Annotated in this window: 21 protein-coding genes and 4 pseudogenes; 8 read left to right on the forward strand and 17 right to left on the reverse strand. The window is 61.7% G+C overall.

All coding sequences use genetic code 11. From position 1 onward, the window contains the following. Window positions 1–20 precede the first annotated feature (20 nt). Window positions 21–944, forward strand: coding sequence for a LysR family transcriptional regulator (locus RHE_RS28900; RefSeq protein ID WP_011428781.1), 924 nt, complete (start codon window positions 21–23; stop codon window positions 942–944). A 66-nt stretch (window positions 945–1,010) separates the two neighbouring features. Here RHE_RS28900 and RHE_RS28905 read toward each other — a convergent pair whose 3' ends face one another. From RHE_RS28905 to RHE_RS28915, 3 genes are all read right to left on the reverse strand, one after another. Then, on the reverse strand, window positions 1,011–1,952 hold the full coding sequence (locus RHE_RS28905; RefSeq protein WP_011428782.1) for a DUF6030 family protein: 942 nt from the start codon (window positions 1,950–1,952) through the stop codon (window positions 1,011–1,013). Between the two features lie 496 nt (window positions 1,953–2,448). Next, on the reverse strand, window positions 2,449–3,171 hold the full coding sequence (locus tag RHE_RS28910; protein WP_011428784.1) for a response regulator transcription factor: 723 nt from the start codon (window positions 3,169–3,171) through the stop codon (window positions 2,449–2,451). Window positions 3,172–3,184: 13 nt separating this feature from the next. Further along, on the reverse strand, window positions 3,185–4,417 hold the full coding sequence (locus tag RHE_RS28915) for a GAF domain-containing sensor histidine kinase (RefSeq protein WP_011428785.1): 1,233 nt from the start codon (window positions 4,415–4,417) through the stop codon (window positions 3,185–3,187). A 279-nt stretch (window positions 4,418–4,696) separates the two neighbouring features. Here RHE_RS28915 and RHE_RS28920 point away from each other — a divergent pair, with 279 nt between their 5' ends. The 5 genes from RHE_RS28920 (at window position 4,697) to RHE_RS28940 (ending at window position 10,060) form a co-directional block, all read left to right on the forward strand. Continuing rightward, window positions 4,697–5,713, forward strand: a complete 1,017-nt coding sequence (locus tag RHE_RS28920) for an ABC transporter substrate-binding protein (RefSeq protein ID WP_011428786.1) — start codon at window positions 4,697–4,699, stop codon at window positions 5,711–5,713. Between the two features lie 72 nt (window positions 5,714–5,785). Further along, complete coding sequence (locus RHE_RS28925) at window positions 5,786–7,237, forward strand: sugar ABC transporter ATP-binding protein (RefSeq protein ID WP_011428787.1); 1,452 nt, start codon at window positions 5,786–5,788, stop codon at window positions 7,235–7,237. Further along, window positions 7,234–8,184, forward strand: a complete 951-nt coding sequence (locus tag RHE_RS28930) for an ABC transporter permease (protein ID WP_011428788.1) — start codon at window positions 7,234–7,236, stop codon at window positions 8,182–8,184. The genes RHE_RS28925 and RHE_RS28930 overlap by 4 nt, the downstream gene beginning before the upstream one ends. Further along, window positions 8,181–9,131 carry an ABC transporter permease gene (locus RHE_RS28935; protein ID WP_011428789.1) on the forward strand — a complete coding sequence of 317 codons (951 nt, stop codon included), beginning with the start codon at window positions 8,181–8,183 and terminating at the stop codon, window positions 9,129–9,131. The genes RHE_RS28930 and RHE_RS28935 overlap by 4 nt, the downstream gene beginning before the upstream one ends. A 14-nt stretch (window positions 9,132–9,145) precedes the next feature. Beyond that, window positions 9,146–10,060: an SMP-30/gluconolactonase/LRE family protein gene (locus RHE_RS28940; RefSeq protein ID WP_011428790.1), complete on the forward strand. Its 915-nt coding sequence runs from the start codon at window positions 9,146–9,148 to the stop codon at window positions 10,058–10,060. Between the two features lie 49 nt (window positions 10,061–10,109). Here RHE_RS28940 and RHE_RS28945 read toward each other — a convergent pair. The 3 genes and pseudogenes from RHE_RS28945 to RHE_RS34630 all read right to left on the reverse strand — a co-directional run. Beyond that, a pseudogene (locus tag RHE_RS28945) lies at window positions 10,110–10,421 on the reverse strand (methyl-accepting chemotaxis protein); the annotation flags it as partial. A gap of 194 nt (window positions 10,422–10,615) precedes the next feature. Then, window positions 10,616–13,642: an alpha-mannosidase gene (locus tag RHE_RS28950; protein WP_042120020.1), complete on the reverse strand. Its 3,027-nt coding sequence runs from the start codon at window positions 13,640–13,642 to the stop codon at window positions 10,616–10,618. 584 nt (window positions 13,643–14,226) lie between these two features. After that, complete coding sequence (locus RHE_RS34630) at window positions 14,227–14,790, reverse strand: threonine transporter RhtB (RefSeq protein ID WP_042120062.1); 564 nt, start codon at window positions 14,788–14,790, stop codon at window positions 14,227–14,229. A gap of 127 nt (window positions 14,791–14,917) precedes the next feature. Here RHE_RS34630 and RHE_RS28960 point away from each other — a divergent pair, with 127 nt between their 5' ends. After that, on the forward strand, window positions 14,918–15,130 hold the full coding sequence (locus RHE_RS28960) for a hypothetical protein (RefSeq protein WP_042120021.1): 213 nt from the start codon (window positions 14,918–14,920) through the stop codon (window positions 15,128–15,130). A 348-nt stretch (window positions 15,131–15,478) separates the two neighbouring features. Here RHE_RS28960 and hemA read toward each other — a convergent pair whose 3' ends face one another. The 3 genes and pseudogenes from hemA to RHE_RS28980 form a co-directional block, all read right to left on the reverse strand. After that, entirely contained in the window at window positions 15,479–16,693 is a 1,215-nt protein-coding gene (hemA, locus tag RHE_RS28965; RefSeq protein WP_011428794.1) for a 5-aminolevulinate synthase, read from the reverse strand. Window positions 16,694–17,083: 390 nt separating this feature from the next. Then, a complete protein-coding gene (locus RHE_RS28975; RefSeq protein WP_011428795.1) occupies window positions 17,084–17,761 on the reverse strand; it encodes a CBS domain-containing protein in 678 nt (225 codons plus the stop codon). 139 nt (window positions 17,762–17,900) lie between these two features. Beyond that, window positions 17,901–18,679: pseudogene (locus tag RHE_RS28980) on the reverse strand (cytochrome c-type biogenesis CcmF C-terminal domain-containing protein); the annotation flags it as partial. Window positions 18,680–19,998: 1,319 nt separating this feature from the next. Between RHE_RS28980 and RHE_RS28985 the strand changes: the two are divergent. Beyond that, a complete protein-coding gene (locus tag RHE_RS28985) occupies window positions 19,999–20,961 on the forward strand; it encodes a sterol desaturase family protein (protein WP_011428796.1) in 963 nt (320 codons plus the stop codon). A 311-nt stretch (window positions 20,962–21,272) separates the two neighbouring features. Here the strand turns inward: RHE_RS28985 and RHE_RS28990 are convergent, their stop codons facing one another. From RHE_RS28990 to RHE_RS29025, 8 genes and pseudogenes are all read right to left on the reverse strand, one after another. After that, window positions 21,273–21,488 (reverse strand): hypothetical protein, encoded by a 216-nt coding sequence (locus tag RHE_RS28990; protein WP_011428797.1) that lies wholly within the window; start codon window positions 21,486–21,488, stop codon window positions 21,273–21,275. After that, window positions 21,485–21,799 (reverse strand): hypothetical protein, encoded by a 315-nt coding sequence (locus RHE_RS28995; protein WP_011428798.1) that lies wholly within the window; start codon window positions 21,797–21,799, stop codon window positions 21,485–21,487. Before RHE_RS28995 ends, RHE_RS28990 begins: the two co-directional genes overlap by 4 nt. A gap of 1 nt (window position 21,800) precedes the next feature. After that, window positions 21,801–22,001, reverse strand: coding sequence for a hypothetical protein (locus RHE_RS29000; protein WP_042120023.1), 201 nt, complete (start codon window positions 21,999–22,001; stop codon window positions 21,801–21,803). 139 nt (window positions 22,002–22,140) lie between these two features. Next, window positions 22,141–22,872: pseudogene (locus tag RHE_RS29005) on the reverse strand (SOS response-associated peptidase). A gap of 244 nt (window positions 22,873–23,116) precedes the next feature. Then, window positions 23,117–24,331 (reverse strand): annotated as a pseudogene (locus tag RHE_RS29010) (heme lyase CcmF/NrfE family subunit); the annotation flags it as partial. Next, window positions 24,328–24,795, reverse strand: a complete 468-nt coding sequence (ccmE, locus tag RHE_RS29015; protein WP_011424629.1) for a cytochrome c maturation protein CcmE — start codon at window positions 24,793–24,795, stop codon at window positions 24,328–24,330. The gene ccmE and the pseudogene RHE_RS29010, both read right to left, overlap by 4 nt. Beyond that, window positions 24,792–25,661 carry a c-type cytochrome biogenesis protein CcmI gene (gene ccmI / locus RHE_RS29020; protein ID WP_011428801.1) on the reverse strand — a complete coding sequence of 290 codons (870 nt, stop codon included), beginning with the start codon at window positions 25,659–25,661 and terminating at the stop codon, window positions 24,792–24,794. The genes ccmE and ccmI overlap by 4 nt, the downstream gene beginning before the upstream one ends. Window positions 25,662–25,749: 88 nt before the next feature. Continuing rightward, the gene (locus tag RHE_RS29025) at window positions 25,750–26,415 is read right to left on the reverse strand and encodes a Crp/Fnr family transcriptional regulator (RefSeq protein ID WP_011428802.1); all 666 of its coding nucleotides are present in this window, start codon (window positions 26,413–26,415) and stop codon (window positions 25,750–25,752) included. Window positions 26,416–26,426: the final 11 nt, after the last annotated feature.

Raw genomic sequence — 26,426 nt, forward strand, 5'->3', positions numbered from 1 at the left:
GTCTCCAATAAGATCTTGCCATGGATAGTCTCGCGAGCCTCTTCGCCTTCGTTCATGCGGCCGAACAGCAGAGTTATGTCGCAGCCGCGCGCATTGCCGGCGTTTCGCCATCCGCGATCGGCAAGGCAGTGGCGCGTCTTGAACGCCGGCTCCGTGTGCGGCTCTTCAACCGCACGACCCGCAGCATCAGCCTGACCGAGGAAGGGGCTGTCCTTTACGAGCGCTACAAGCGCATCATCGACGATATGCAGGACGCGGAGGCAACCGTCCTGCAAAGCCGGGAACGCCCAAGGGGCCGCCTGCGCGTCAGCGTTCCGCACATCGTCGGACACCATCTGCTGATGCCGATGCTGCCGGCCTTTGCCGAGCGCTTCCCGGAAATCGAGCTGGATGTGGATTTCGAAGACAGGGTCATAGACCTCGTTGCGGAAGGTCTGGATGTCGTGGTGCGCAGTGGCGAACTGGCCGATGCGCGGCTGATCGCCCGCCATCTCGGCGATCAACATTTCGTCGTCTGCGGCAGTCCAGATTATTTCGAGCGCCATGGACAACCGGAGACGCCTGACGATCTCTCCAGGCACGCCTGCATTCGCTTCAAATATCCATCCAGCGGCCGCGTCGCGCCCTGGGCCCTCCGCGCGCCGTACGAGCGGCTGCTTCTGCCGAGAAGCCTGACGTTCAACAATACGGATGCAGGGCTGCGGGCAGCACAGGGTGGTTTGGGTCTCGCCCATCTGCCCGTCTATGTCGCGCAGCCAGCCATGCGGGCCGGAACTCTGATCCCCGTCCTCACCTCCTTCATGGTGCCCTTTGGCTCGCTCTCGCTGGTCTGGCCATCCAATCGCCAGCTTTCGCCGAAAGTCCGCGCTTTCGTGGATTTCGTCGTCGGGAATTGTGCCGCACGAGCCGACGCTTTTCGATCGGCAGCCAGCCTGTCGCGCTGATCCGCTGTCGCGCCATACCCGAAGTGGGTACACTTTCCATACTCACAACGCTGGGAGCTTTGATGCTCAGCCGCAGTTCCGGCTTGGTCTTGGATCGGAACCGGCACTTGCTCCGATATTGAGTGCCATTGGCTGATCTGAATGCGCCGATCCGGTCGATGCGGAGGACGTTTGAGGGGTGCGCGGATTCGCCGTGGCCAGCCAGCGGTCTGCCGAAAAATACGCACGGGTCCTTGCCTGTGAACCTGGAGCCGCCTTGAGGCCAAGAGCAAAATTAAAGCTGTTTTCGCTGCCGGCTTCACGCGTGAAGCTGAGATAAGAGCCGAATCGATCGGTTTCGACGTGGCGAAGGCTTCGGATCGACGCAAGCGCATCTTCAAAATCGCGCCAGCACGCCTGTTTCACGACGATCTCGAAAATGCGCAGCACATCCGGGGCGAGAAGCCCCTCAGCATCGATCTCTGGCCCTACGATCTTGGCCCGGATCTCAACAACATTACCCGTCTTATCTCCACGAACCCTCAGGAAGGTCGAGCTGAGCGGCCGCACCTCGTCCCGTTCGTAGATGCGCTGAAAATAACATTCATAGTCGCGATTGCGCATCGATGCGGCCTTCCATTCACTCACCTCTATGCCGGCCTCTCGAAGAGCGCCGCAAATATTGGCGCCTGAGACCAGCCACATCCGCAGAAACTGACTTGCCAAGTCGAGCTTTGGGAGCTCCATCAGATGCCGCGATATGGATATTGTCGGACGAGGAGAAGAAGCAGCTGGATCAGAGCGAACGGCTGGGCGTGAGGAAGGGGCAGCCTTGTTGAACGCTCGATTTTCAAAGTCCTCGGTCGGACCTGCGGATTGACGGATGTCAAGGTAAGAAACGGCGCTGGTTGCAACAAGCAGGGCAAGTAGAAACAGCGCTGGCCGACGTAACGAGCGGCGGTTGCTCAGTAACGGCAACTTCCAGCGCTGGGGTGGGCTGTCGCGAGAAGAATCGGCTGCTGGTAACATTTTATTCACTGCGTTGCCTCGAAAGCTTGCGACCAGCGGTGCCGGTCGGTGCCCGGCCAATCCGCGCGACCAATCCTTTGAGGCGAGCAACGATGTGAAAGCGGTACAGCCGGCTCACCTTCGAAACCGCGATTTTGATGTCGAGTGTATCCAGCGTCAAGCAGGAGCCCTGAAACGGCTGCGCCCCAAAAGAAAAGTTTATGACGCCGATCCTTCGTTCGGGCGTCCGAATACGGCTGTCGTGAGATCTTCGCCGCCGCCTCTGGTCACACGCTTCCAATCCGGAGAACGAGTGTCGATCTGCGGCATCGACCGCCTGCTGCACGTAGGCCGGGCTGAACAAGCCGCTTGCGGTGAGATAAAGATGCCTTGGATGGAGCCGAAGAATGGTCGCTGGAGCTTGGACACCCGGTCATGACGAGCCGCTCGAGATAGAAAAGCACCAACTCGCCTCAATGCCAAGGATCACCTGAAGGTTCCGACAGCGGTCGGCAAATTACTTTCCATCAAGCCATTCCTGCAGCTCCGCCTCAGCGCGTTCCAGAGCGCTGTAATTCAGAAGTTTACGCAAGAAAGCAATCGTGACGGCGCGGGCGCGGAGATTGAAGCGGCCGTCCTCGTGGTCGTCGCCTGCCGTCTGATAGACGTCGAGCTTGTCGTAGAGCTGCTGCAGGCGGTTCTGCACGCTGCGCAACGACAGGCTCCGGCGTTTGGCGATGGCCCGGTCGGTCAGGCCGAGGGCTATGTCAACGAGGATCTCGTATTCGGAATCGGTGAAGCCGTTGGTCTGGCCGAGGCTCTTCTGCTGCAGACCACGCACCTCGCGGTCGATGACGCACTGGCTCTCGATGAAGATCGAGCGCAGCGCAAGCTTCAGTCGCTCGTCGGAAGCGGATTTCAGCACATAGCCATAGGCGGCCCCATCCGGCACGATGCGCGAGACCCCGCGCACATAAGCCTCATCCGAATAATTCGACCAGAACAGGATACGGGTCTCCGGCCGCTCCTTCCAGATCGTCCGCGCCGCCTCGATGCCGTTGCGACTTGCCATCTGCAGGTCCATGACGATGTGCGCCGACTTGTGGTCGCGGGCGAGCTTCTCGCCGGCGGTTCCGTTCTCCGCCTCGATCACCGTGTCGCATTCCGGCAGGGCAGCGTTGACAGCCTCGTGCAGATAGGACCGGTGCAGCGGGTCGTCCTCGACGATCAAAACTTTCATCGTGCCTTTCTCCTCAGTCTGGCTCGCCCGCCGGGCCGCCAAGCGGCAGCATGACGCGCACCGCGGTCCCGCGACTATTATGGCCGGGGCCGATCGTAAAGCGCGCCGAGATCAGCCGTGCGCGGGTCTTCATATTGTCGATGCCGCCGCCGATCCGCCCCCGTGTCTTGGCAAGGCCGGTCCCGTCGTCGGAGATTTCGATCGACAGCTGTTCGTCGTCGGCTTCGAGCCGCACCATGATCGCCAGCGGGGCGGCATGGCGCACGGCATTGTTGATCGCCTCCTGCGCGATTCGGAACAAGGCGACGCTGACGGTCGGTTCCAGCCTTTCCAGCGCGCCGTTCGTCTCGTCGACAAGGCCCCATTCGATGCCCGATCCGGTGTCGCGGGTCGATCGGTCGAGATGATGCTCGATCGCCTGTGCGAGGCCGAAGAGCTGGAGCACGGAGGGTTTTGCTTGCTCGATGATCTGCCGCAGATCCTGCATGCAATGCTGCAGGGACCGCGAAACAGGTTCGAGCGCCTCGGGCGTCACCTCGCCGTTGCGCGACAACCGGTCGATCCGCCGGGCGAGCCGCGTCAGGTCGGCAAGCGTCTGGTCATGAAGGTCCATGCCGATCCGCTGACGCTCCTGCTCCAGGGCTTCGGTCAGCTTCAGCGCACCTTGCCGCAGCCCCTCTTCGCGGGCGCGGGCTTCGGCCTCGACGATCGCTGAGCGCTGCGCCTGCTCGGCCGCCTGCAGCGCGAAGAAATAGGGCGTCAGCAGATCGGCGATGATGCGGGCGCGCTCGACGTCTTCCATCGTATAGACGCCCGCCCTGTGAGACGAACAGGAAAGCGCTGCGATGATCGTGCCTTGCACCTTCATCGGCACATGCAGCCGGCTCCTCAGCGATTGTTCTACGATCGGCCGCTTGAACGCCCCCTCGAAGTGGAAGCGCGGATCTTTCATGGCGTCGTCCGAGAGCAGAAAGTCGACCTCACCCCGCAGGAGCGAGCGGATGGGGCTGTTGATAACGGGCGCACCGGCAATCTCGCCCCAGGCGGTCTCGATGCCCGTCTCATAGGCCGTGTGATAGTTGCCGCCTTCGAGCAGCACGCAGACATCGAGATGGTCGTGCGGAATGATGTGAGCGACCTCGGCAGCCACCGACCGGATGGCCGAGCGAAAGTCGAGCTGGCCCGCGAGCAGCCGGGATATGCCGAGATAGTGATCGAACAGGGCTGCCGGTGCGAGATGCAGCATTGTCAGTTCCTCCCCGTCACGACAGGCTCCTCAACCCGCCGTGATCGCTTCCCAGTAAGCGCCCGCGGACGGGCCGCCGTCTTGCGTAAACCCGCAGCTTGTTGCGCAAAACCCGCAAACAAGTTGCCGCCTTGCCCCTGTACAGCCCGGCCGATCTCCCGCATCCTGCCCTTACTGAGAGGAGGAAGCTCAGTGCAAGAACAATTTTCACTCGGGGCCCGCTTGAGCCGGCAGGAGTGAAGCGATCCGCCGACCGGCGCGATCATGAGGGAGGAAGAGATGACAATCCGTAAGATGCTTCTGGCATCGGCCGCTATTGCTTGCGCCGCCATGCCCGTTTCCGCCTTTGCCGACACGTCGGCCAAGAAGATCGCCCTTTCCAACAACTACGCCGGAAACTCCTGGCGCCAGGCCATGCTGACGAGCTGGGGCAAGGTGACGAGCGAGGCCGTGAAGGCTGGCGTCGTTGCCGCCGCCGACCCTTTCACCACCGCCGAAAACCAGGCGACAGAACAGGCGGCGCAGATCCAGAACATGATCCTGCAGGGCTATGACGCGATCGTGCTGAACGCCGCCTCGCCGACGGCGCTGAACGGCGCCGTCAAGGAAGCCTGCGACGCCGGCATTACAGTCGTTTCCTTCGACGGCATCGTGACCGAACCCTGCGCCTGGCGTATCGCCGTCAATTTCAAGGAAATGGGCCGCAGCGAGGTCGAGTATCTATCGAAGAAACTCCCGCAGGGCGGCAATCTGCTCGAGATCCGCGGCCTTGCCGGTGTCTTCGTCGATGACGAGATCTCGGCCGGCATCCATGAGGGCGTCAAGCAGTTCCCGCAGTTCAAGGTGGTCGGCTCCGTGCATGGCGACTGGGCGCAGGACGTGGCGCAGAAGGCGGTCGCGGGCATCCTGCCGAGTCTGCCCGACATCGTCGGAGTGGTGACGCAGGGTGGCGACGGCTATGGCGCCGCGCAGGCGATCGCCGCGACCGACCGCAAGATGCCGATCATCATCATGGGCAACCGCGAAGATGAGCTGAAGTGGTGGAAGGAGCAGAAGGACGCGAAGGGCTACGAGACTATGTCCGTCTCAATCGCGCCCGGCGTCTCCACGCTCGCCTTCTGGGTCGCCCAGCAGATCCTTGACGGCAAGCAGGTCAAGAAGGACCTCGTGGTGCCCTTCCTGCGCATCGACCAGGACAATCTTGAAACGAACCTCGCCAATACCCAGGCCGGCGGCGTCGCCAACGTGGAATACACGCAGGCTGATGCAATCAAGGTCATCGAGCAGGCAAAGTAAATCTCCCGGCGACTGCCGCGCGACCGTAAATGGCCGCGCGGCATTCTTTGCGAGCAGGCATGGCGGGGCAGCATGGATGAGGTTTTGAAGGCGGTGATCGCCGTCGATGGCGCCAAGGTAAGCTTCGGCGCGGTCAGGGCACTCGACGGCGTCACGCTCCGCGTCATGCCGGGCGAATGCGTCGGGCTGGTCGGGCACAATGGGGCCGGCAAGTCCAGCATCGTCAACGTCATCAATGGCGGCCTCACGCCCCATGAAGGAAGTGTGGCGAGCGATGGCGAGCGGCTGGAGCGTTACGGCATCAATGCGGCACGCGCTCGCGGCGTGCGCTGCGTCTTCCAGGAGCTTTCGCTCTGCCCCAACCTCTCCATCGTCGAGAACACGCGCATCATGCACCGCGATCTCGGCGGCTTCGGCTGGCGCAGGCGCGCCGCAAGGATCATCGAAAAGAGCCTCGATGCGGTCTTCCCCGGCCACAACATCGACAGCGGCCGGGCAGTGGGAGACCTTTCGATCGCCGAGCGACAGATGGTCGAGATCGCGATGGCCTTTTCCGACGCCGGCATTGCACCGCGGCTGGTGATCCTCGACGAACCGACCTCGTCGCTCGATGCGAGCCTCGCCCGCCAGATGCTCGACCATGTCCGCCGCTTCGTCGCGGCCGGCGGCTCCGTCATCTTCATCTCGCACATCCTGCACGAGATCCTCGAAACTTCGGACCGCATCGTCGTCATGAAGGACGGCCGCGTCGTTGCCGAACGTCCGGCAAGCGGCTTCGATCATCATCGTCTGGTCGAGGCCATGGGCACCGTTGCGAAGGAGGAGACGGGCCAGCGCCCGGCGCGCGAGCAATCCACCGCTACGCTCATTCTCTCCCATCAGACGGCGGGCCGTCCCTTTTCGGCGCGCAAGGGTGAGATCATCGGATTAGCGGGTCTCGCCGGCCACGGGCAGACCGAGCTGCTGCTCGCCCTGCATGCCGCCCAATCCCGCAACTGGCTGCCCGAGCGCGACCCGCTCGTCACCTTCGTCGCCGGCGACCGCCGCCTTAACGGCGTTTTCGAACTCTGGAGCATCTTGCGCAACTTTTCCGTCGCCTCGCTCGGTGACCTGTCGCGGCGCGGCCTCATTCTGGCTGATAAAGAGGAGAGCAAGGGCGCTGACTGGCAGCGGCGGATCGAGATCCGCACACCCGACATGGCAAATCGCATATTGTCGCTTTCCGGCGGCAACCAGCAGAAAGTGCTCTTCGCGCGCGCCCTTGCCACGCGCGCGCCCGTCGTCCTGATGGACGATCCGATGCGCGGCGTCGACGTCGGGACCAAGCAGGAGGTGTACGCCATCATCCGCGACGAAGCCTCGCGCGGCCGAACCTTTATCTGGTATTCGACTGAAATGGACGAGGTTCGCCTCTGCGACCGCGTCTACGTGTTTCGCGAAGGCAGAATCACTGCCGAACTCGCCGGTGACGCCGTGAACGAGACGAATATCATCGCCGCCTCCTTCGAAGGGGTCGCCGCATGACGGCCCGGCTCTCGTCCGACGCCATGCGTCTTGCCATTCCCGCTTTGTCGCTGACCCTGCTGCTCGCCGCCGTCTTTTGGCTGCAGCCGCGCGCCATGAGCTATGTCGGCCTCAACCTGCTGTTCAATCTGGCCGTGCCGATTGCGCTTGCGACGATCGCCCAGATGCTCGTCATGGCGGTGAACGATCTCGATCTGTCGATGGGAACCTTCGTCAGCTTCGTCGCCTGCGTGAGCGCAACCTTTCTGCGCGATGACCCGGTGATCGGCGTCCTGATCCTTGCGGGAGCGATCGCAGCCTATGCAGGCCTCGGTGTCATCATCTACATGCGCGACCTGCCGTCCATCGTCGTCACTCTCGGCATGAGCTTCGTCTGGGGCGGCCTTGCCGTACTATTGTTGCCGGCGCCGGGCGGGCAGGCGCCGGATTGGGTGCGCTCCCTGATGACCGTCAAGCCGCCGCTGGCGCCGATGGCGATCGTCGCCAGCATCATCATCGCCGCCATCGCCCATCTTCTCGTCATGCGCTCCTCGCTCGGCGTACTGATCCGCGGCATCGGCGGCAACCAGCGTTCGGTCGAGCGGGCCGGCTGGTCGATCGTCGCCGCTCGCGCCACCGCCTACGGTCTGGCGGGCTTCTTTGCCGTGCTAGCCGGCATCGCTCTCGTCGGCCTCACGACATCTGCCGATGCCAATATCGCGCTGCGTTATACGCTGCTGTCGATTGCCGGCGTGATCCTCGGCGGCGGTGAGTTCATCGGCGGCCGCGTCTCCCCTGTCGGCGCCGTCATCGGCGCGCTGACGCTGACGCTTGCCGGCTCGTTCCTGTCCTTCCTGCGCATCTCGCCCGACTGGCAGATCGGAGCCCAGGGCGCGATCCTGATCATCGTGCTCGCGCTTCGCCTCATGCTGAACCGCCTGGAGAAACGGGAGAAACGCCGCCGATGACTCCCCTTCTCAGCCTTTTCGGCAAACCCTGGATCTGGTCATGGCTTGCCGCTTTCATCGTCTGGTTCCTGACGATCATGGTGACCCTTGGCGCCAGTACGCTCGGCCTGTCGCAGGCGGCACTCACCTTCGCCGCCTTCTCGGTCATCGTCGGCATCGGCCAGATGTTCGTCATCACGCTCGGTCCCGGCAATATCGATCTGTCGGTTCCCGCCACCATGACACTTGCCGGCACGGTCGCGCTGAAGCTGATGAATGTCGAAAACGGCTTGATCCTGCCAGGGCTTCTTGTCGCCATCCTCATCGGCGTCGTCGTCGGCCTCGGCAACTATGCCCTGATCAAGGCGCTGCGCATTCCGCCGATCATCGCCACGCTTTCCGTCAGCTTCATCGTGCAGTCCGCGGCGATTTGGACGAACCGCGGCTTGCGCATCAAGCCGCCGAGCATGCTTGCAGAATTCACCACCTCGAACACGCTCGGCGTGCCGAACGTGGCGATCGTCGCGCTCCTCATCTCGCTTTTCGCCTGGTTCATGCTCCATAAGACGATCTACGGGCGCTGGATCTCGGCGATCGGCCAGAGCATGCCCGCCTCACGCATGGCCGGCATTCCGGTCGACGGCACGCGCTTCGTCACCTACCTCTTCTGCGCCGTGCTTGCATCCGTCGCGGGCTACCTGCTCGCCTGCTTCTCCGGCGGCGCAGCACTCAATATGGGCTCGGAATATCTGCTGACCTCGATCGCCGTCGTCGTGATCGGCGGCACGGCGGTGGCCGGCGGCGATTCCAACGTGCCGGGCATCTGGGGCGCGTCGCTCTTCATGTTCCTGGTCGTCTCCATGCTCAACACCTATGGGTTCGGCGCGGGCATCCGCCTCATCATGACCGGCCTCATCATCATCAGCGTGATCATGCTCGCCGGCGGTCGCCGGACCGGCATGCGATAATCAGGAAGACCATCATGGCCGAGGCCAGCATCTACGAAATCCACGACCCGCGCTTCCGCCAGTTGATCGTCACCAGCGCCGGTCTCGACGAACTCTATTCAGGCTGCCGCTGGGCGGAGGGTCCTGTCTGGTTCAACGATGCCAACCAGCTTCTGTGGAGCGACATCCCCAATCAGCGCATGCTGCGATGGACGCCCGAGGGCGGCGTCTCCATCTACCGGCAGCCATCCAACTTCACCAACGGCCACACGCGCGACCGCCAGGGCCGGCTCGTCTCCTGCGAACATGGCGGGCGCCGGGTCACGCGCACCGAGACCGACGGCTCGATCACCGTGCTCGCCGACCGTTTCGAAGGCGCGCGGCTCAATTCGCCGAACGACGTGGTGGTGAAATCGGACGGCACGGTCTGGTTCACCGATCCGACGTACGGCATCATGTCGAATTATGAGGGCTATCAGGCCGAGCCCGAGCAGCCGACGCGCAACGTCTATCGGCTCGATCCGGCGACCGGTAAACTTGCGGCCGTCGTCGCGGATTTCATCCAGCCGAACGGCCTCGCTTTCTCGCCTGACGAGACGATCCTCTACGTCGCGGATTCGGCAGCGAGCCACGACGAAAGCCTGCCACGTCACATCCGGGCCTTCGACGTGATCGATGGCAGCAGGCTCAAAAACGGCCGCGTCTTCTGCCACATCGACAACGGCATTCCGGACGGCATCCGGACCGACGTCAATGGGAATCTCTGGTCGAGTGCCGGTGACGGCGTGCATTGTTTCGATCGGGCAGGCAAGCTGATCGGCAAGATCCGCGTCCCTCAGACCGTCGCCAACCTCACCTTTGGCGGCCCGGGACGCAACCGCCTGTTCATAGCCGCAACGCGCTCACTCTATTCCGTCTACGTTGCCACGACCGGCGCACAAAGACCGTAAGCCGGTGAAGGCCAGGTTCACGGCAACGAATTTGGCCAATCGCTTCTTCTCAGCACTCCTCCCACGATGCTGCGGCAGCTGCCGTCGCAGCTTTTGCGCCGAAGGCGCCGGCGAGCTTGCGGCCGAGGGCCCGCGCCGGCGAAGGCGCCGGGCGGTTTTCGGATGTGATGGCGCGCGGCGCCGTCTGGGCGGCGTCGAGCTTGAAGCGGGCAATCAGGCGGGCGAGATTCGCAGCCTCCTCCGCCAGCCGGTTTGCCGCCGCCGTGGATTGCTCCACCATCGCCGCGTTCTGCTGCGTCACCTGATCCATCTGGTTGAGGGCGGTCGAGACTTCGGAAAGCCCGGTCGACCGCTTTATCGCGACGGCAATTTCCTCCAGCGCCGAGGAGGTTTCCTGCAGCGAGGCCGCCTGCTGCTCGGTGCGCTGCGATAGATCGCCGGAGGCGACCCGCATTTCGCCGGCGCCGCCATTGATGATGTCGACGGCCGCGCTCACTTCTCCAAGCAACGGACGCCTCGTCGCATGAAACGGCGAGCGTCATCTTGCAGGCAGCGTCAGGCCTTCTGCAGCCTCCAGGTCCTGATTTCGAAGGGCATGATGTCAGCGGGCCCTTTGCGCTCCATCGGCTCTTCGAGAATGTTGAGCGGCGGCGATGCGCTCCATCCGGAAGGCAGGCCGAGGGAGAGGCGGCCGCGCCGGCCGGCCGGTTCGTAGAGGCGCAGGATGAGACCCTCGCCCTCCTCCGCCGGTTTCAGGCCCGAGAAGGCGACGGGGGTGCCTGTGACTGCAAGCGGCGCGAAACTGCCGATGGAGAGGTCCTTGGCTTCGGCCGTCACCAGCGGCTGGTTGAGGTCGAGCGCCTCGTCGAGCACGCCGCCATCATGCCAAGCGCCCTCATGCGGCATCAGAGCATAGGTGAAGCTCTGTTCGCCTTCATCGGCCAGCGGATCGGGATAGATCGGACCGCGCACCAGGCTCATGCCGATCACATTGCCGCGGGCGCTGTGGCCGTATTTGGCATTGTTGAGAAGCGCCACGCCGAAGCCCGGCTCGCTGATATCGACGAAGCGATGGGCGGCGGCCTCGAACATCGCCTGCTCCCAGGATGTATTCGTATGCGTCGCCCGCTCAACCACGCCGAAGGCGCATTCGAAGGTTGCCTTGCGGGCCTTGACGTCGACCGGGTTCAGGGTGCGCAGCAGGGTGCGGCGGTCGTGCCAGTCGATGGTCGTTTCGATGTCGAGCCGCTTCGAATTGGCCGCCAAAACGTAAGTTTGGGTGACACTCGAATGCCGGTAGCGGTGAACGACGCGGATTGCCGCGCGGTGCGGGCCGCTTTCGACGAGGCTGATGCTTTCGGGCGCTTCGAGCCGGACGGCCTTTTCGGCATAATCGGCGTCGACATCCCAGGCGTCCCAGTTGCGCGGCTTGTCGGCCGGATAGACCCAGAGCTGGTTGGCGGAGCCATCGACCGATTCGCGGCCGCTTGCCTTGTGGATGAGGCTGGCAACCGCCCCGTCCCTGCCGATGACCACCGACAAATGATCGTTTTCGAGGCGATCGGAGCCGGCCTTCAGCCCACCCGCCGGCTTCAGCGCCTGCCTGTCGAAGACGGCAACCGACAAGGGAGCGACGATCTCGGCGGCCGAAAGCGCCGTGCCGTCGGCAAGCGTCGCGCTCATCGGCCGGGGCGCAAGCGAGGGATTGACGACGATGAGCGCGTCAGCGACCCCGCCCTTCGGCAGATTGGCCGAAAGCGCCTGCAAGGCCTTGGCCTGCTCGGCCTTCGCATGGTCGATGACGCCGCCGAGCTCCTGCTCCGCATCCTGATACACTTCGCGGATGCTCGAGCCCGGCAGGATGTCGTGGAACTCGTTCTTCAACACGACGCGCCAATCCGCCTCGAGGCTCCGGGGCTTGTCGGCGCCAAGCATATGGGCGAGCGAAGCAAGGGTCTCGGCGGTGATCAGCGCCCGTTCGGCCTGCCGGTGCTTGCGCTTGACGCCGCTTTGCGTCGTCAGCGTTGCGCGGTGCAGTTCGAGATAGATTTCGCCATCCCAGACGGGGAGTTTCGTCTCCGATGCGCTGCGATGCGCCCGCTCGTAGTAGCCCTTGACGGTGCCCCAGCGCGCCTGCGGAATGGCGGGAAAATCGCGCAGCTGGACTTCGCGTTCCACCATTTCGGGCGTCACCCCCCCGCCGCCGTCGCCATAACCGACAGCGAGAAGCGAGGCGTTATGCTGCGCCTTCCCGCGGAAATTCTTCCAGGTCGGCAGGTAACAATCGGGTTGCACGAAACCATTATAGCCCTGCATCGGATTGTCGAAGGTATGGGTCAGCACCTGGCTGCCGTCGAGGCCCTTCCACCAGAAGAAATCGGAGGGGATATGGTTGGTCTCGCTCCAATTGACCTTGATGGTGAAGAAGCTGTCGATGCCGCCCTGTCTCAGGATCTGCGGCAACGCGCCGGAAAAGCCGAAGCAATCCGGCAGCCAGCAGACCGTGTGGCGCTCGCCGAAGGTTTTTTCGAAATAACGCTGGCCATAGAGCACCTGGCGCACGAGGCTTTCGCCGGTCGGCATGTTGGTGTCGGGCTCGACCCACATGCCGCCGACGGTTTCCCATTTTCCTTCCGCGACCTTCTGCTTGATGCGATCGAGAAGTTCGGGATCCTCCTCCTCCATCTGCGCGTAATAATGGGCGGTCGACTGATTGAAGCGGAAATCCGCGGAGCGCTCCATCAGCGACAGCGCCGTGTTGAAGGTGCGCCGCATCTTCCGCCGCGTCTCGCGATAAGGCCAGAGCCAGGCGAGATCGATATGGGCATGGCCGGTCAGCACCAGCTCGCCGTTTGGGGGAAAGCGCTGCTGCAGTTCCTTCAGCCGCGCCGTCAGGACCTCGAGGGCGGCAGCCGCCGAAGCGCTCTGCTCTTCGGCGAGACCAGCCGGATCGGATACAAGCTCCGGCAGCTCCCAGATTTTCTGCTGCATGACGGCACCCGACGTGCGGGAGATGTAAGCCGCCGTATCCGACGGCCAGTCGAGGCTGCGCAAGGCCTGCTCCGCGGCACCGACTAGATGCGGCACGACCTCATGCTCCCCGAGCACGCCGATCGCCTCGGCGATCTGTTTCAGGAGAAGATGCAGGCGGTGAACGGGGCCGTCGAGCCAGATCAGCCGGGCCTTGTTGAGCCGCGGCGCCCGGTTCGGCTCGCCGAACGGAAAACGGGCGACGCTTTCCGTCGCAATCGAGAAGCGGCGGCCCCTCAGCGGGAATTCCTGGTGATAGGGATCGAGGCCGAATGTTTCGCTCTGGCCATCGGGATAGCTGAGCGTGATCAGGCTCTCGCCGCCGAGATCGAGCTGCAGGCGAATATCTTCGAGCGGCCAGTTCGCCGGCGCTTCGGCGCTCGCGGCAAAATGCATTACGCCCTCACGATGCGGCCAGTCTTGGTGATGGGCGATCGGCTCCCCCTCGAAGGTCCAGCCATCGATCGGGCTACTATGTCGGTCCCGCCAATGCGCAAGCTCGGCGATACGGACCTTCAGACTGTCGAGGCGTTGGGCAATGGTGAGCGGCATGGCTTATCCTGTTGAAAATCGGCGGCGAACGATCCGGAATCATGGAGGGAGATAAAGATGGTGCGACAGGATCGCGAATACCGGCCCTCCTCCCAGCGGGTTCGGCTGACGCTTAGAGTAAGTAACTTTGATTTGGCGTCAAGCCCGCAAAAAATTCCCGTTCCTAGATTTGGGCAATTAAGGAACGTGTTTCCCGATAAGAATATTCCTTCCATTTCAGACCGGATGCTGGTGGAAATTTGCCATACCGCATGCGCCGAGCTTGTTGCCTCATCACATGAAGGCTGAGTTCCGACGTGAAACATCGCAGATGTCTTGGTCAGACCGAAAGATGATGGGGGCGCCTTGAAATTTCCTTTGCGCATACAGCAGCAGTTTGCTTCTCGAGGAAGCAGGCTCGCCGAAGACGTGCTCCGACTCAACCCGCACGCCTCAAGGATTTGAACCTTGGACACCGTATTGCTGAGGCTCCGGTTGCAAAGCGGGCAATTATGGTACATTGGCTTTCGTAGATCACGCCAAAGACTTGCGTTCTGCGTGTTTCTGCGCTCGCTCTGCCACACGTACCGCAGGCGCCGTACGCTTCATCCGCTAACGGCTCTGAATGTCAGCACGGCGGAGAATGCCAAGAGCGTTGCAGATCCGCATCGCCGGGCAAGGAGAGGCATCCGTTTGCCACCTCCTAGAACAATCCTGCCGATCGATAGCCAGATCAAGGAAGCTGCCAGGACCGCGGATGTGAGGGCAGCGATTGAAGCCGCCGCGGGTATCTCCTGTGCCGGAGGTACCATCGTCAGTCCGAGGATCAGCGCCTTTGGGTTCAACATCGTCGTCACCGCTAGTTGCCATAGACTCACGGCCTCGACCCGAGTCGATCTGGTGCCCCAGAGGCGAATTGCCAAGTAGAGTACCCAGGCTGCAGAGACAAGTTTGACGAGCTGGGAAATGAAAGGGTGATCGCGGAGAAAGGTGCCGGCGAGACCGGCTGCCGGAAGGACGATCGAAAGATAGGCGGATAGGACGGTAGCGAGTAGCGCGATCGCGCGCCCTGTGGTCAGAGCCTGAGATGCCATCGCCAATATGGCGTTGGTCGGCCCAGGTAGGATGAGAAGCGTGAAAACGCCCGCTGCGAAGGGAAGAAGATGCACTGTTACAGTCTCCGGTTCCGTTCGCTTCTTGCATGACCGCTGCCGCCGGTCGTTGACAAAAATCATTTTGGCCCGGGAACATTCCCGTCTCGCGAACATTTACGATCGTCAGGTCTGAGGTAGTGCCATGCCTTGCATGATCAGGTTCATGCTCACGCGACTGGCCACGGGGTTCACAGTCGGATGCGCCGTGGGATTTTTCATTTGGCAGAATTGGCAGAATGGTTTTGCCGTGACAGACACGGTGGAGAATTATCTCGCGCAGGCTCTGTTCATCTACCTCTTTGCAAGCACCATCAGCATGGGTTATCTCGCGACGGCCCTCCTCCTGGAGGAATAGCGTAGGATGCTCGCGGTGGCGCTGCTTCATCTCGATGCAGCGACGGTGCGCTCGAGGGAAAGTTCGACATCGCGACCATATATTTGCCGCGCGGCGTCCTCGCCGTTGAACGCCTGCACCCCCGGATCACCGCTATTGTCTCGCTGGCATAGGCGGATGCCTCCGCAAGCGTATCCTGTATTCAGGAATTCTTTCGCGCCAAACAACCGAACAGGAAAAGCGGGACCATGTCCGGCGGAATGGCCCCGAGAGCGACAACCGACAGGCTGGGACCGGTCGCGAACATCATCGCCAGGGCGCAGAGCAAATCTTCTATAGCGATTAAGTTCCCGCATCTTTTCCGTTTCGTTAGGCCACCATTCGCGCCAGCGCGCAACGCGACCAGAGCGAATGCAGGGCGTCGACGAGATGGGCGATATCGGCGTCGGAATGCAGCGGTGTCGGGGTGATGCGCAGCCGTTCGGTTTTCTTCGGTACGGTGGGATAATTGATCGGCTGGACGTAGACGCCGCAATTGTCGAGCAGCAGATCGGAGATCCACTTGCATTTGGCCGCATCACCAACCATCACCGGCACAATATGGCTGGGATTGTGCATATGCGGAATGCCGCGCTGGTCGAGCATGGCTCTGAGCTTGCGCACCCGGTCCTGGTGGCGGGCGCGCTCGAACTGACTGACCTTCAGATGCTGGATCGAGGCGACGGCGCCGGCTGCCAATGCGGGCGGCAGCGCCGTGGTGAAGATGAAGCCGGAGGCAAACGAGCGGATGAAGTCGCACAGCGCTGCCGACGCGGCGATATAGCCGCCCATCACTCCGAAGGCCTTGCCGAGCGTGCCTTCGATGACCGTCAGCCGGTCCATCAGCCCCTCGCGCTCGGCAATGCCGCCGCCGCGCGGGCCATACATGCCGACCGCATGCACCTCGTCGAGATAGGTCATCGCGCCGTATTGGTCGGCGAGGTCGCAGATCTCCTTGATCGGAGCGATGTCGCCGTCCATCGAATAGACGCTCTCGAAGGCGATCAGCTTCGGCGCCTTCGTATCGGCGGCTTTCAGCTTGGCTTCGAGATCGGCGACGTCATTATGTTTCCAGATCACCTTGTCGCATTTGGCATGACGGATGCCCTCGATCATCGAGGCATGGTTGAGCGCATCGGAGAAGATGATCAGGCCGGGAATTTTTGCGCCGAGCGTGCCGAGTGAGGCCCAGTTGGAGACATAGCCTGAGGTGAAGATCAGGGCTGCTTCCTTGCCGTGCAGATCGGCAAGCTCACGCTCGAGCAGGACGTGATAGTGGTTGGTGCCAGAAATATTCCGGGTGCCTCCCGCACCCGCGCCACAGTGGTCGATAGCGGCCTTCATCGCCTCGATCACCTTGGGGTTCTGGCCCATTCCGAGATAGTCGTTGGAGCACCAGACCGTGACGTCCTTTTCACCATCGGCCGTATGGCGCGTGGCGCGCGGAAAGTGGCCGCGCTGACGTTCGAGATCGGCAAAAACGCGGTAGCGGCCCTCGGCATGAAGCCCGTCCAGCTCGTTTTTGAAAAATGCTTCGAAATCCATCATATGCTCCTTTTGCACCGCCAAGGGATACATGGGAGCAGCCTCACGGTATTTGATCTCCGTCAAGTTCGGAGCAAGTGGTTCGCCGCGTCGGTCTTCGCCAAAAACCGATTTGACAGCGCGCGTCGCTACCCGACCGCAGACATGGGAAAGCCGCCCACAGAGGAGCATCGTCAGCCGAGCGCGCAGTCGGCAGGACAGGAGGACGCCGTTTTGGGGGATTGCTTTCGATCAAAGAAGAAGACCCGCCGGCGGATTGATGTCAGAGAGCAAGTCGGGAGTTTCCGTGTCAAGCAGGGAAGTTGACAGACGGCTTGCTCGATCTTGGCAGATCGAGCAAGCCTCCTCGTCACTTGGCGCGATGACGGCGCGCCAATGCGACTCGAGCTGTCAGTCCTGGATGTGAGCAGGCGAGACGAGCAGGCCATCCTTATAGCCGGCAATGCCGCCAAGCCCTTCGACGAGAACCTTGATCGCTCTGCGCTTGAGCTCGGATTCCACTTGGCCATCGACCGTCACCTGACCATTGCGGACCGATACATGCACCTTTTGCGGCGTTAGACCGAGATCCGATCTGAGCCGGGTGCGCACGGCCAGCCGGATCGCCTCGTCGCCTCGCGGCAATATTGTCGTTGGAGCCTCGGCGATGACTCGCAAAATATCCCGTCTGCTGACGATCCCGACCAGGCGTTCGTCTTCGACGATCGGCAGCCGCTTTATGCGGTGCACCTGCAGGCTTTCGGCGATATCGGAGACTTCGCTGTCCGGCCGCGCGACGATCACGTCCTGAGACATGACGTCAGCGACGCACCATCCGTTGCTGCCGATATAGCGTTCGAGGTCGATTTCGGAAATCAGTTCCGGTGCACGCGCAGGACGGGGCGCATAGCGTACTTCTCGGCGTAAAAGCAGATCGCCTTCCGTCACCATGCCGCAGACGCGTCCATGGTCGTCAACGACGGGAAGGCCGCTGACATGGTTTTGCAACATCATTGCGACCGCATGGCGCACGCTTACATCAGGGCTGATCGAAACCACAGTCGTGGTCATAATATCCCTTGCTTGCATGGTCGCTGCCTCACTGCTCATGATTATCGTGAGGAACATGCTAGAGGCCAGCCGGACAGTTCGCTTTGATCTTCGTCAAACTGTTCATGACCGTCATCGCCCTTCCCCGATGTGTGGAAAGGTAGTGGCGATGAGCCCATCATTCCGCCGACTCCATCGCGGGTGTCGCCGGCTTCGCCTTGGCCTTTCTCCGCGGTGCGCCGACGCGCAGGCGCCGGTCGGAGAGCGAGACGAGGCCGCCGGCGGCCATGATCAGCGCGCCGCCCCAGATGCACAGGATGAACGGCTTCCACCAGATGCGCACGACGATGCCGCCGTCCTTGGTGGCGTCGCCGAGCGAGACATAGAGCTGGCTGAGACCGAAGGTCAGGATGCCGGCCTCCGTCGTCGGCATCTGCCGGGCGGTGTAAAGGCGCTTGGCCGACCAGGTGTCGGCGACCGTGACACCGACGCGTCGGATGGTGAAGTGGCCGCGCTCCTCGGTGTAGTTCGGTCCCCTGCCCGGGCGCATGCCGTCAAACGCAAGGCTGTAGCCGCCGGCCTCGATTATCTCGCCCGGCTTCATCGCGACAACATGTTCGCTCTGGAAGGTGGTGACGGCGACGATGCCGAGCACGCTGACGCCGAGGCCGGCATGGGCAAGCGCCGTGCCGAAGGCCGAGCGCGGCAGACCGCTCAGGCGGCGCCAGGCGATGCTGCCGGCGACCTTGCCGATGCCGGCCCGATACCAGAGATCGGCAATGCGCCGAGGATCAGGAACAGGCCGGCCGCCAGCCCGAGCACCGAGAGCACCGGCCCGCCATGTTCGAGATAGAAGACGATGACCGCGGCGGTGAAGGCGAGAGCCGCGACAAGGTAGAGCCGCTGCAGCGCGCCGAGCAGATCGCCGCGCTTCCAGGCCAGCAGCGGCCCGAACGGCTGCGAAGAGCACCTCGAGACGTCGAAGGAAACCACACGACGGCTCGACGCCATCATCGCGTCACTTGAACAACGCCTGAGAAATATTGAAAGTGTTGGGCCGTGCGGCGCGTCACTCGGGAGCTGACCGGAACATTGACTCCGCCCGATCCAGCAGTGGATCGAAGAGGAAGGCATTACGCGAATTGGAACTAACTGGCTTTCTCCCGCGACCCAGTGAGTTAATCTCGTTGTCCCAATGTGGTTCCGGTACGATGCCGGACAAAAAAGCCCCGCCGAAGCGGGGCAAGTTTTGACAACAATGAGGGACTGACCAAGTTCCACTACGGCGTTGGCATAGTTTACTCAGCTTGGCAATGAAGGTGTTATTTGGTTCACCAGGGAGGTTCTGACTCGATACACAGCAACATTGCTAAAACATCCCTGGCGTCCTCTCGACAAGGATGAAGAAAATCTAGCTCGAATCTTCCCGTGAAAAAGACGGACTAAAGTCGGGGCCTGTCGGGCACCTTGGTTTGTAGTGCGGGCATGCCAGGAGAAAAGCCCCGCATTCTCGCGGGGAATCTTTCACTACCCTTGCCGCCAGCCGGGGGTGACGCGACAATGTGGAACAGGATGACATGGTTCTGAAGATGGTCAATTAGCTCTAACTTGCTAATCTAGTTGGCCAAATCCATTTTGGCCTTGAGATCAACTCCTGTTACTCGCACCAGTCGTTTCGCTGGCCAGGGGTCCACGTCCGAGCAAAGCCTTCCTGCAGCAGCTTCTTCTGGACTTCCGATTGAATTCCCTCTGTTCTCCGCAGTCCTCGCACTCGGCCATGATGGTTACGTGCTGTGGCGCTACACTGAGGTATCCCGGCGACCAGTCCCGTATCTCCTGAAATCGTCGCATGCGTGATCGACCCCTTCCGAGGTCCTTTCTGACCGCATTGTTGAGAGTGTCCCGCCCGAGCTTGTTCCTAATATGTTCAGGGCGTAGAGCGAGTCAAGGGCCGCTTTTCAAAGCCGCCATGATCCGAGCGAAGTTATGGATTGCGCTGGGCGCCGCACGTCTAATCGTCGAGCGGCTGCTGTGGTACAAATCTCAGCACGGACTAAGGTCCTACGACGGCGGTCCCTATTATTGTTCCCGTTATACGTTCTTTTTATGAGCCTATCGGCCGGCCATTAGTGCCCCGACTCTCCTGCGTGTCCCCCGGGACTGCACTTCCACTGCCGGCAATACACCGAAAGGCCCCCCCGATCGTCCTTTGAGCAATCTGGCAAAAGCGCACCATCAGGACCAAGCTCTACGGGTTCGTATTTGGAGCAGTGCCAATGGAGCTGGTCGAATACTGCCTGCACAAGCTTGGAAGCTTTTTCTACAACACTTATTATCTGAATGGTCGGGCAATGGCGCTCAGTTTCGCCATTTCCATTGGCCTGGTTCTGACGGTTTTCGCGGTGGAACTCACCTATGTGGGGTTCGGCAATTCCGGATTCCGTCGGGTTTTCTTCGAACGCAGCAAATCCACAATCACCGACATCGTCTATTTCGTCCTTCAGGCCACGGGACTGATTACGTTATTCGCGGCGCTCGCATCATTTGGTCTGTCCTATGCCATCACCCGCGCGGCTCGGGATGCCCCCCACCTGGACCTTGCCCGGTGGCTGCCAGGCTGGGCACATGTTCTCTTATTCCTAGTGCTGACAGACTTCTTGAGCTACTGGCAGCATCGATTGATGCACCGGCTGCCCGTACTATGGCGGCTGCACGAATTTCACCACGCAGCCGAAGAGTTCAACGCGCTGACTGCGTCGCGGGAGCATCCGCTGGAGAAGGCCATAAACATGGCCATTATGGTCGTTCCGGCGCTGCTTATCGGCCTGCCTACGGCCGAATTCGCGGTCGTGACCATCACCTTTGGTGCAATTGGTCTGGTCAAGCACAGTGCCATTCCCTGGCATGGCTGGTTTGGCAAATACGTGATCCAGTCACCACGTGACCACTTCATCCATCACTCCCGAGTGCGGGAACATCACGACAAGAATTTCGCCAATTATTTCCCGATCTGGGATCATTTGTTCGGCACCTATTACAAGGGCGATGCAGACGGTGCAAAGCTCGGTTTGGACCGCGACTACTTCAACCAAACCGATCCGTTCCGCGAAACCATCGCCACAGAAATCCGTTTCTTCCAGAGCGCGGGGCAAGCTGCCAAGGCCAAGTGCGGCATAAGCCGCATAAGCGAAAAACCTGCCTCGCCGCAGGGGCTGTCGGGCTCGGAACAGCACCGGTAGCGCGAAGCTGGCTAACGGAACACCCTCCCCAGCAGTCGCATATTCTGCCCATCGCATTTTACGGCCGTCAGCGAGGCGCACAGGATCGACTCAGCAATCATCTTGATGCGCTCCGGCTCCTGAGTTCGTTCCATATGGTCGTCGCCCGCCAGGCCTCATTCTCACGTTGCGTCGCGGGGTTATCGAGGAATGGCGCCGTCTCGACTGTGATTGTCTCGCCGCACTTTCGGCAGGATATAACCGAGACCGGGCCGTAGGACGCTAGCGGCTGACGCCCACAGCGGCAACGGTCTAGGCGTAGGACAGTATCGTCATCCATCTCGCTCGGCCGCCTCGAGCTGTCTTCTAAGCGCCTGCTCCTGCTCATAGCTTTTGTAGGGGAAATGCTCCCAGCACCACCAGCGGACAGGGATCGCCTTGGACGGGCTGTGACCGAAGCCGCCCCATTTCTCGCAGCCGACTTCCTCGCAATAGTGCTCGAAGTGTACATTCGCGCCGGATGCGCTTGAGGGGTTTGTGATACTCATTTGATCTCCTGGAGCTGCCAGCCAGCTTTCGGTTTGGGCCACCCCTTCTTTGCTGTCCGAAAATCAGCTTCCATTTCGGCTTTCGCCTTCGCTGTCGTAGGACCAGTTGCCCAGACAGTGATGCGCATGCGGCCCGCCCTGAAGACGAAACGGCGCTCGGAAACGTGCTTGCCGGCGGTATATCCTGCGCGAAAGCACGCACGTGCAGCCGATGGGCTAATGCCGTCTCGGAAAGAACCCGGTCGCGACCGCCACCAGTCGTTAAACGCTATTTCGAAGGCAACGGCTTTTGGTTGAAGACGATCAAGCATATCAGTCTCGCTCGTAGCTCGGCCGCCAGCCGCGCGTGATGCCTCGGCCCATAGCGCCTTCTGTCAAAACTAGCTGCCAGCGAAGATGGCGGATGTCATTCAGGAGGGTTCCGATCGCTGCTTGTGCATTGCCCTGGTGATAAGCAAGCACCTCCGCAATCTCATCATCAACCATGGCTTCGCCGATCGGCTGCTCGCGCATATCCGTGCTCCATACTCAAGTTTTCAGATTGGCGGCCGCCTCGCCGATGTTCTTATTATGTTCACGGGCCCGATGGAGTCAATAATCCTCGATTTCTTTTTTGAGGGCGGCGCAGAAGGACTGCGGACCTGCGCGCCCATCAGCGAAGCTGACGAGTCACATGACGCTGCTCACCAAAATTAACCGGGCTGATGATTTCGGGGCCGGTATTCTTCAGGTTGTCGTTGCCCACGCCGATCGGCCACATGGTCATAAGCTCGGCCTCGTATGGCTTCATCAGGTCGGATGGGTTTGGATCAGGAGATAGCCAACGCTCATAATCGTTCCGACGGAGAATAACTGGCATTCGTTCACCGAGCGTCTTCATCATCTCATTCGGCGCGCAGGTAATGACGGCGAAGGTACGGATATCGATGCCAACTGGGTGGCGCCAGGCCTCCCAAATACCGGCAAGAGCAAACAGAACGTCCGTCCTCATCGCGATAGCATAGGGTTGTTTTTGCCGGCTGTGGGTGAACGATTTCCACCCGAAGAATCCGCTGACTGGGATCAAACAGCGGCGAGACCGGTAGACAGGTCCGGCGAGTTTGTGTGAGGCAATCTTTTCGCAGCGGACGTGGACTAGTGGGAGACGCCGGTCGCTGGGCGTTCTAGATGCCGACACCAACCCCCACTTTGCTATTGCAAAGACCGGGGCAATGATACCGCTTCCCCGCGCTGCTTCTTGGATGATGATCGGATAAACTTGGTTTGGTGAGCCGTTGTATCGAGGGATGCGGTCAACCAAGTCGTCAAGCTCGCCTTACCCGGCGAAAGGGAAACTACGCGCGAGGTCGTGAAGCGATTCTTTGATATAAACGCGACTACACATTCCGTATTCCATGGGGGAGACTACTTATTTAGATATAACCCTCCCTCAGCAGGTCAAGACAGCCGAACTGTTTTCCCCGCCGGGCACTTACGAAGCGTCAATACTCAATCTGGGCCAATTGCCTTTTAAGAATTGGCTGAGCAACTGGCGGTATGACAAAGCCGCCTCGCAAGCCCGCCCAGCCGCTGCTCGGAGACGCCGACGCGCCGCTCCGCAGCCGGCCGCGAAAGAAGCGCGACCCTGCCACGATGACGAGCAGCGGCGCCATCAGCAGGCCGAAGGTCAGGTTGAAGAAGGGCGGCCCGACGGAGATCTTGTCGCCGGTCAGCGTTTCCAACAGCAGCGGATAGAGCGTGCCGGTCAGCACCGTGCCGCAGGCGACCGTCAGGATCAGATTGTTGAGGACGAGCGCCCCCTCGCGCGAGATCGGCGCAAACAGCCCGCCGGCCGCAAGCTTCGGCGCCCGCAGGGCAAACAGCGACAGCGCTCCGCCGATGAAGATCAGCAGGATCGACAGGATGAAGACGCCGCGGGTGGGATCGCTGGCAAAGGCATGCACCGAGGTCAGCACCCCGGAGCGCACCAGGAAGGTGCCCATCAGCGACAGCGAGAAGGTCAGGATGGCGAGCAGCACCGTCCAGATCTTCAGCGCCTCGCGCTTTTCCATGACGAGAGCCGAATGCAGCAGCGCGGTGCCGGCGAGCCACGGCATGAACGAGGCGTTTTCCACCGGGTCCCAGAACCACCAGCCGCCCCAGCCGAGCTCGTAATAGGCCCAGTAGGAGCCCATGGCGATGCCTAATGTCAGGCAGGTCCAGGCGGCGAGCGTCCAGGGCCGGACCCAGCGCGCCCAGGCGGCGTCGATGCGGCCTTCAATGAGGGCGGCAACGGCGAAGGAGAAGCAGACGGAAAAGCCGACATAGCCGAGATAGAGCAGCGGCGGGTGGATGGCGAGCCCGACATCCTGCAGCACCGGATTGAGATCGCGGCCCTCGGCCGGGGCCGGATCGAGCCGCAGGAAGGGATTGGAGGTCAAAAGGATGAACAGGGTGAAGGCGAGCGAGATCCAGGCCTGCACGGCAAGCACATTGGCCTTCAGCATCTCCGGCAGATTGGCGCCGAAGATCGCGACCAGCGCGCTGAACAGCGCCAGGATCAACAGCCAGAGCATCATCGATCCCTCGTGATTGCCCCAGACGCCAGAATATTTGTAGATCAGCGGCACCAGCGAATGCGAATTCTCCCAGACGTTCTCGACGGAGAAGTCGGAGACGACATGGGCATAGGTCAAGACGGCGAAGGCAAAGGCGACAAGGGCAAACATCGCCAGCGAACCTGATGTCGCCACATCCATCAGCGCCGGATCATGACGGCGGGCGCCGATGACAGGCACGATCGAGACGATCAGCGCCGTCGCCAGCGCCAGCACCAGAGCGTAATGGCCGATCTCGATGATCATGGCGTCGCCTTCGCCTCCTGCCCCTTGCCTTCCTGCCACAGCCCCTGCGACTTTAGTCGGTCGGCCACCTCCTTCGGCATATAGGTCTCGTCATGCTTGGCAAGCACGGTGTCGGCGATAAAGACATTGCTGCCTGCGGCAAACATGCCCTCGGTGACCACACCCTGGCCCTCGCGGAACAGATCCGGCAGGATGCCGGTATACTTGACTTTCACCGCATTGGCGCTGCCGTCGGTGACAGAAAATTCCACCGTCGAACCGGCGCCGCGCACGACGCTGCCCGCCCCGACCAGGCCGCCGAGCCGGATGCGGGTCTCCGGCGCCACCGGCGTCCTGGCAAGATCGGCCGGCATGTAGAAATAGGCCACCGACTGGCTGAAGGCGAACATCACCAAAAGCACCGCAGCAAGGATGAAACTCATCCCGCCAGCAATCACCACAAGGCGCTTCTGCTTGCGCGTCATTGCGAACCTCGTTGATCTGTCATGCGAGGCTCCCGCGCCACGGCGATCAGCGGCACCCCGCCATTGGCGGCAATATGTTTGTTGACGAGCGACAGCCAGGGCGCCCCGGCCGGCGACGATTTCGCCAGCGCCTCGAAATCTGCCAACGCCTCGGCACGCCGCCCCGCCTGCTCGAAGCTGAGGGCGATGTAGAACAATGCGCGCGGGTTTTTCGGCTCAAGCTGGAGGATCTGCCGCAGGACATCCAGCGTATCCGCAGACACCGAACCTTGCGCTTCGGCCATCAGGGCCTCGGCAAGACCGCCCAGCCGATCCATGTCGGGGCCGAGGATCCGCAGGGCGTTCCGATAAGCTATTTCCGCCTCGGGCAACCGGCCGGTCCTGAGATAAACCGGGGCGATCACGTTCCAACCCCGCCCGTCATCGGGCCGGCTTGCAAGATGGCGTTCTGTCTTGACGATCAGCATTGCGAGGTTCTGGCCGGGATCTTCCAGCCGCGCCTGCAGCGGCTGCGATGGTAGGTCGGGCGAACCCAGCAACTCATAAAGGCCAATGCTCGCGAGCGGAAGAAATGCGACGATGACGAGCTTCGGCCATCTGTGGGCATGCGACGGGCTGTCCAACACTTCAGCCTGCTGTTCGCTTGCCCTGAAAAGCCGCCGTGCTACTTCCGCACGGGCATAATCGTACTCGGTGCGTCCGAGCTGGTCCGTTTCCACGTCCCTTTCGAGTTCGAGAAGCTGGGCTCGATAGACCCGGCCTGCGTCACCGCCACCGTCGATCCGGACATGGCTGGAAGCAAGCGGATGAAGAAGGGAAGCGACGACGGCAGTCGCGACGGCCGCGAAAACAATCCAGATAAGCATGACGTCCAGGTGCCTTTTTGCCGCTGAACATAGCCGAGCGGGCGGTCGTCACATTGACGCCGGTCAAATTGCATTGCGGTTACCGCCTTCAGCAAGCTTTGCGCAGCAGATCGACGCTGTCGACCAGGACGACCTTGCCTCTGACTTCGACCCCTGCAGGAATAAGCGCGGCGAAGGCCCGTGAAAGAGCCTCGGGCGCAAGCCCCAGCTTGCCGGCGAGAATTCTCTTCCGGTACGGCAGGCGAAAGCTTGCCTGCGAGGCCGAGGCCGGGCATCGGCTGATGAGGTAATTTGCAACACGCTGCGCGGCGGTGTGCAGCCGGTCTCCGGCGATGCAATCCATGGCGCCGAGCAGATGCCGGGTCATGATGCGCATGACGTTGCGATGCATGACCGGGTATCGGTCGGCGAGCGCCCGCAAGTCCGAAAGCTGGAACAGCGCTACTTCCGACCCGTCTGCCGACCACGCGCTGTAGGCGTAGGCGCCGTCTCCCGACAGGAGATATTCGCCGAAAGTGTCGTCCGGTTCGCAGATGCAGATATCTGCCTCGCGCCCGGCGGATTCCGCTTTCGAAAGCCGCACGAAACCGCTCATCACGCTATAGACGAACGACGCTGGCTCGCCCTCGGCGATGATCCGCTCATCGGCCGCGAAGGTTCGGAACTGAGCTGTGGCGGCAAGCTTCTCCACCGTTGCCTCATCCAGCCCGTCGAACAGGTCAGACCGCAAAAGCGCGGGATTTTTCGCAAGCATCGATCGTCCTT

Origin of the sequence: Rhizobium etli CFN 42, from assembly GCF_000092045.1 — a bacterium.
In the GTDB taxonomy this organism is placed as follows: domain Bacteria; phylum Pseudomonadota; class Alphaproteobacteria; order Rhizobiales; family Rhizobiaceae; genus Rhizobium; species Rhizobium etli.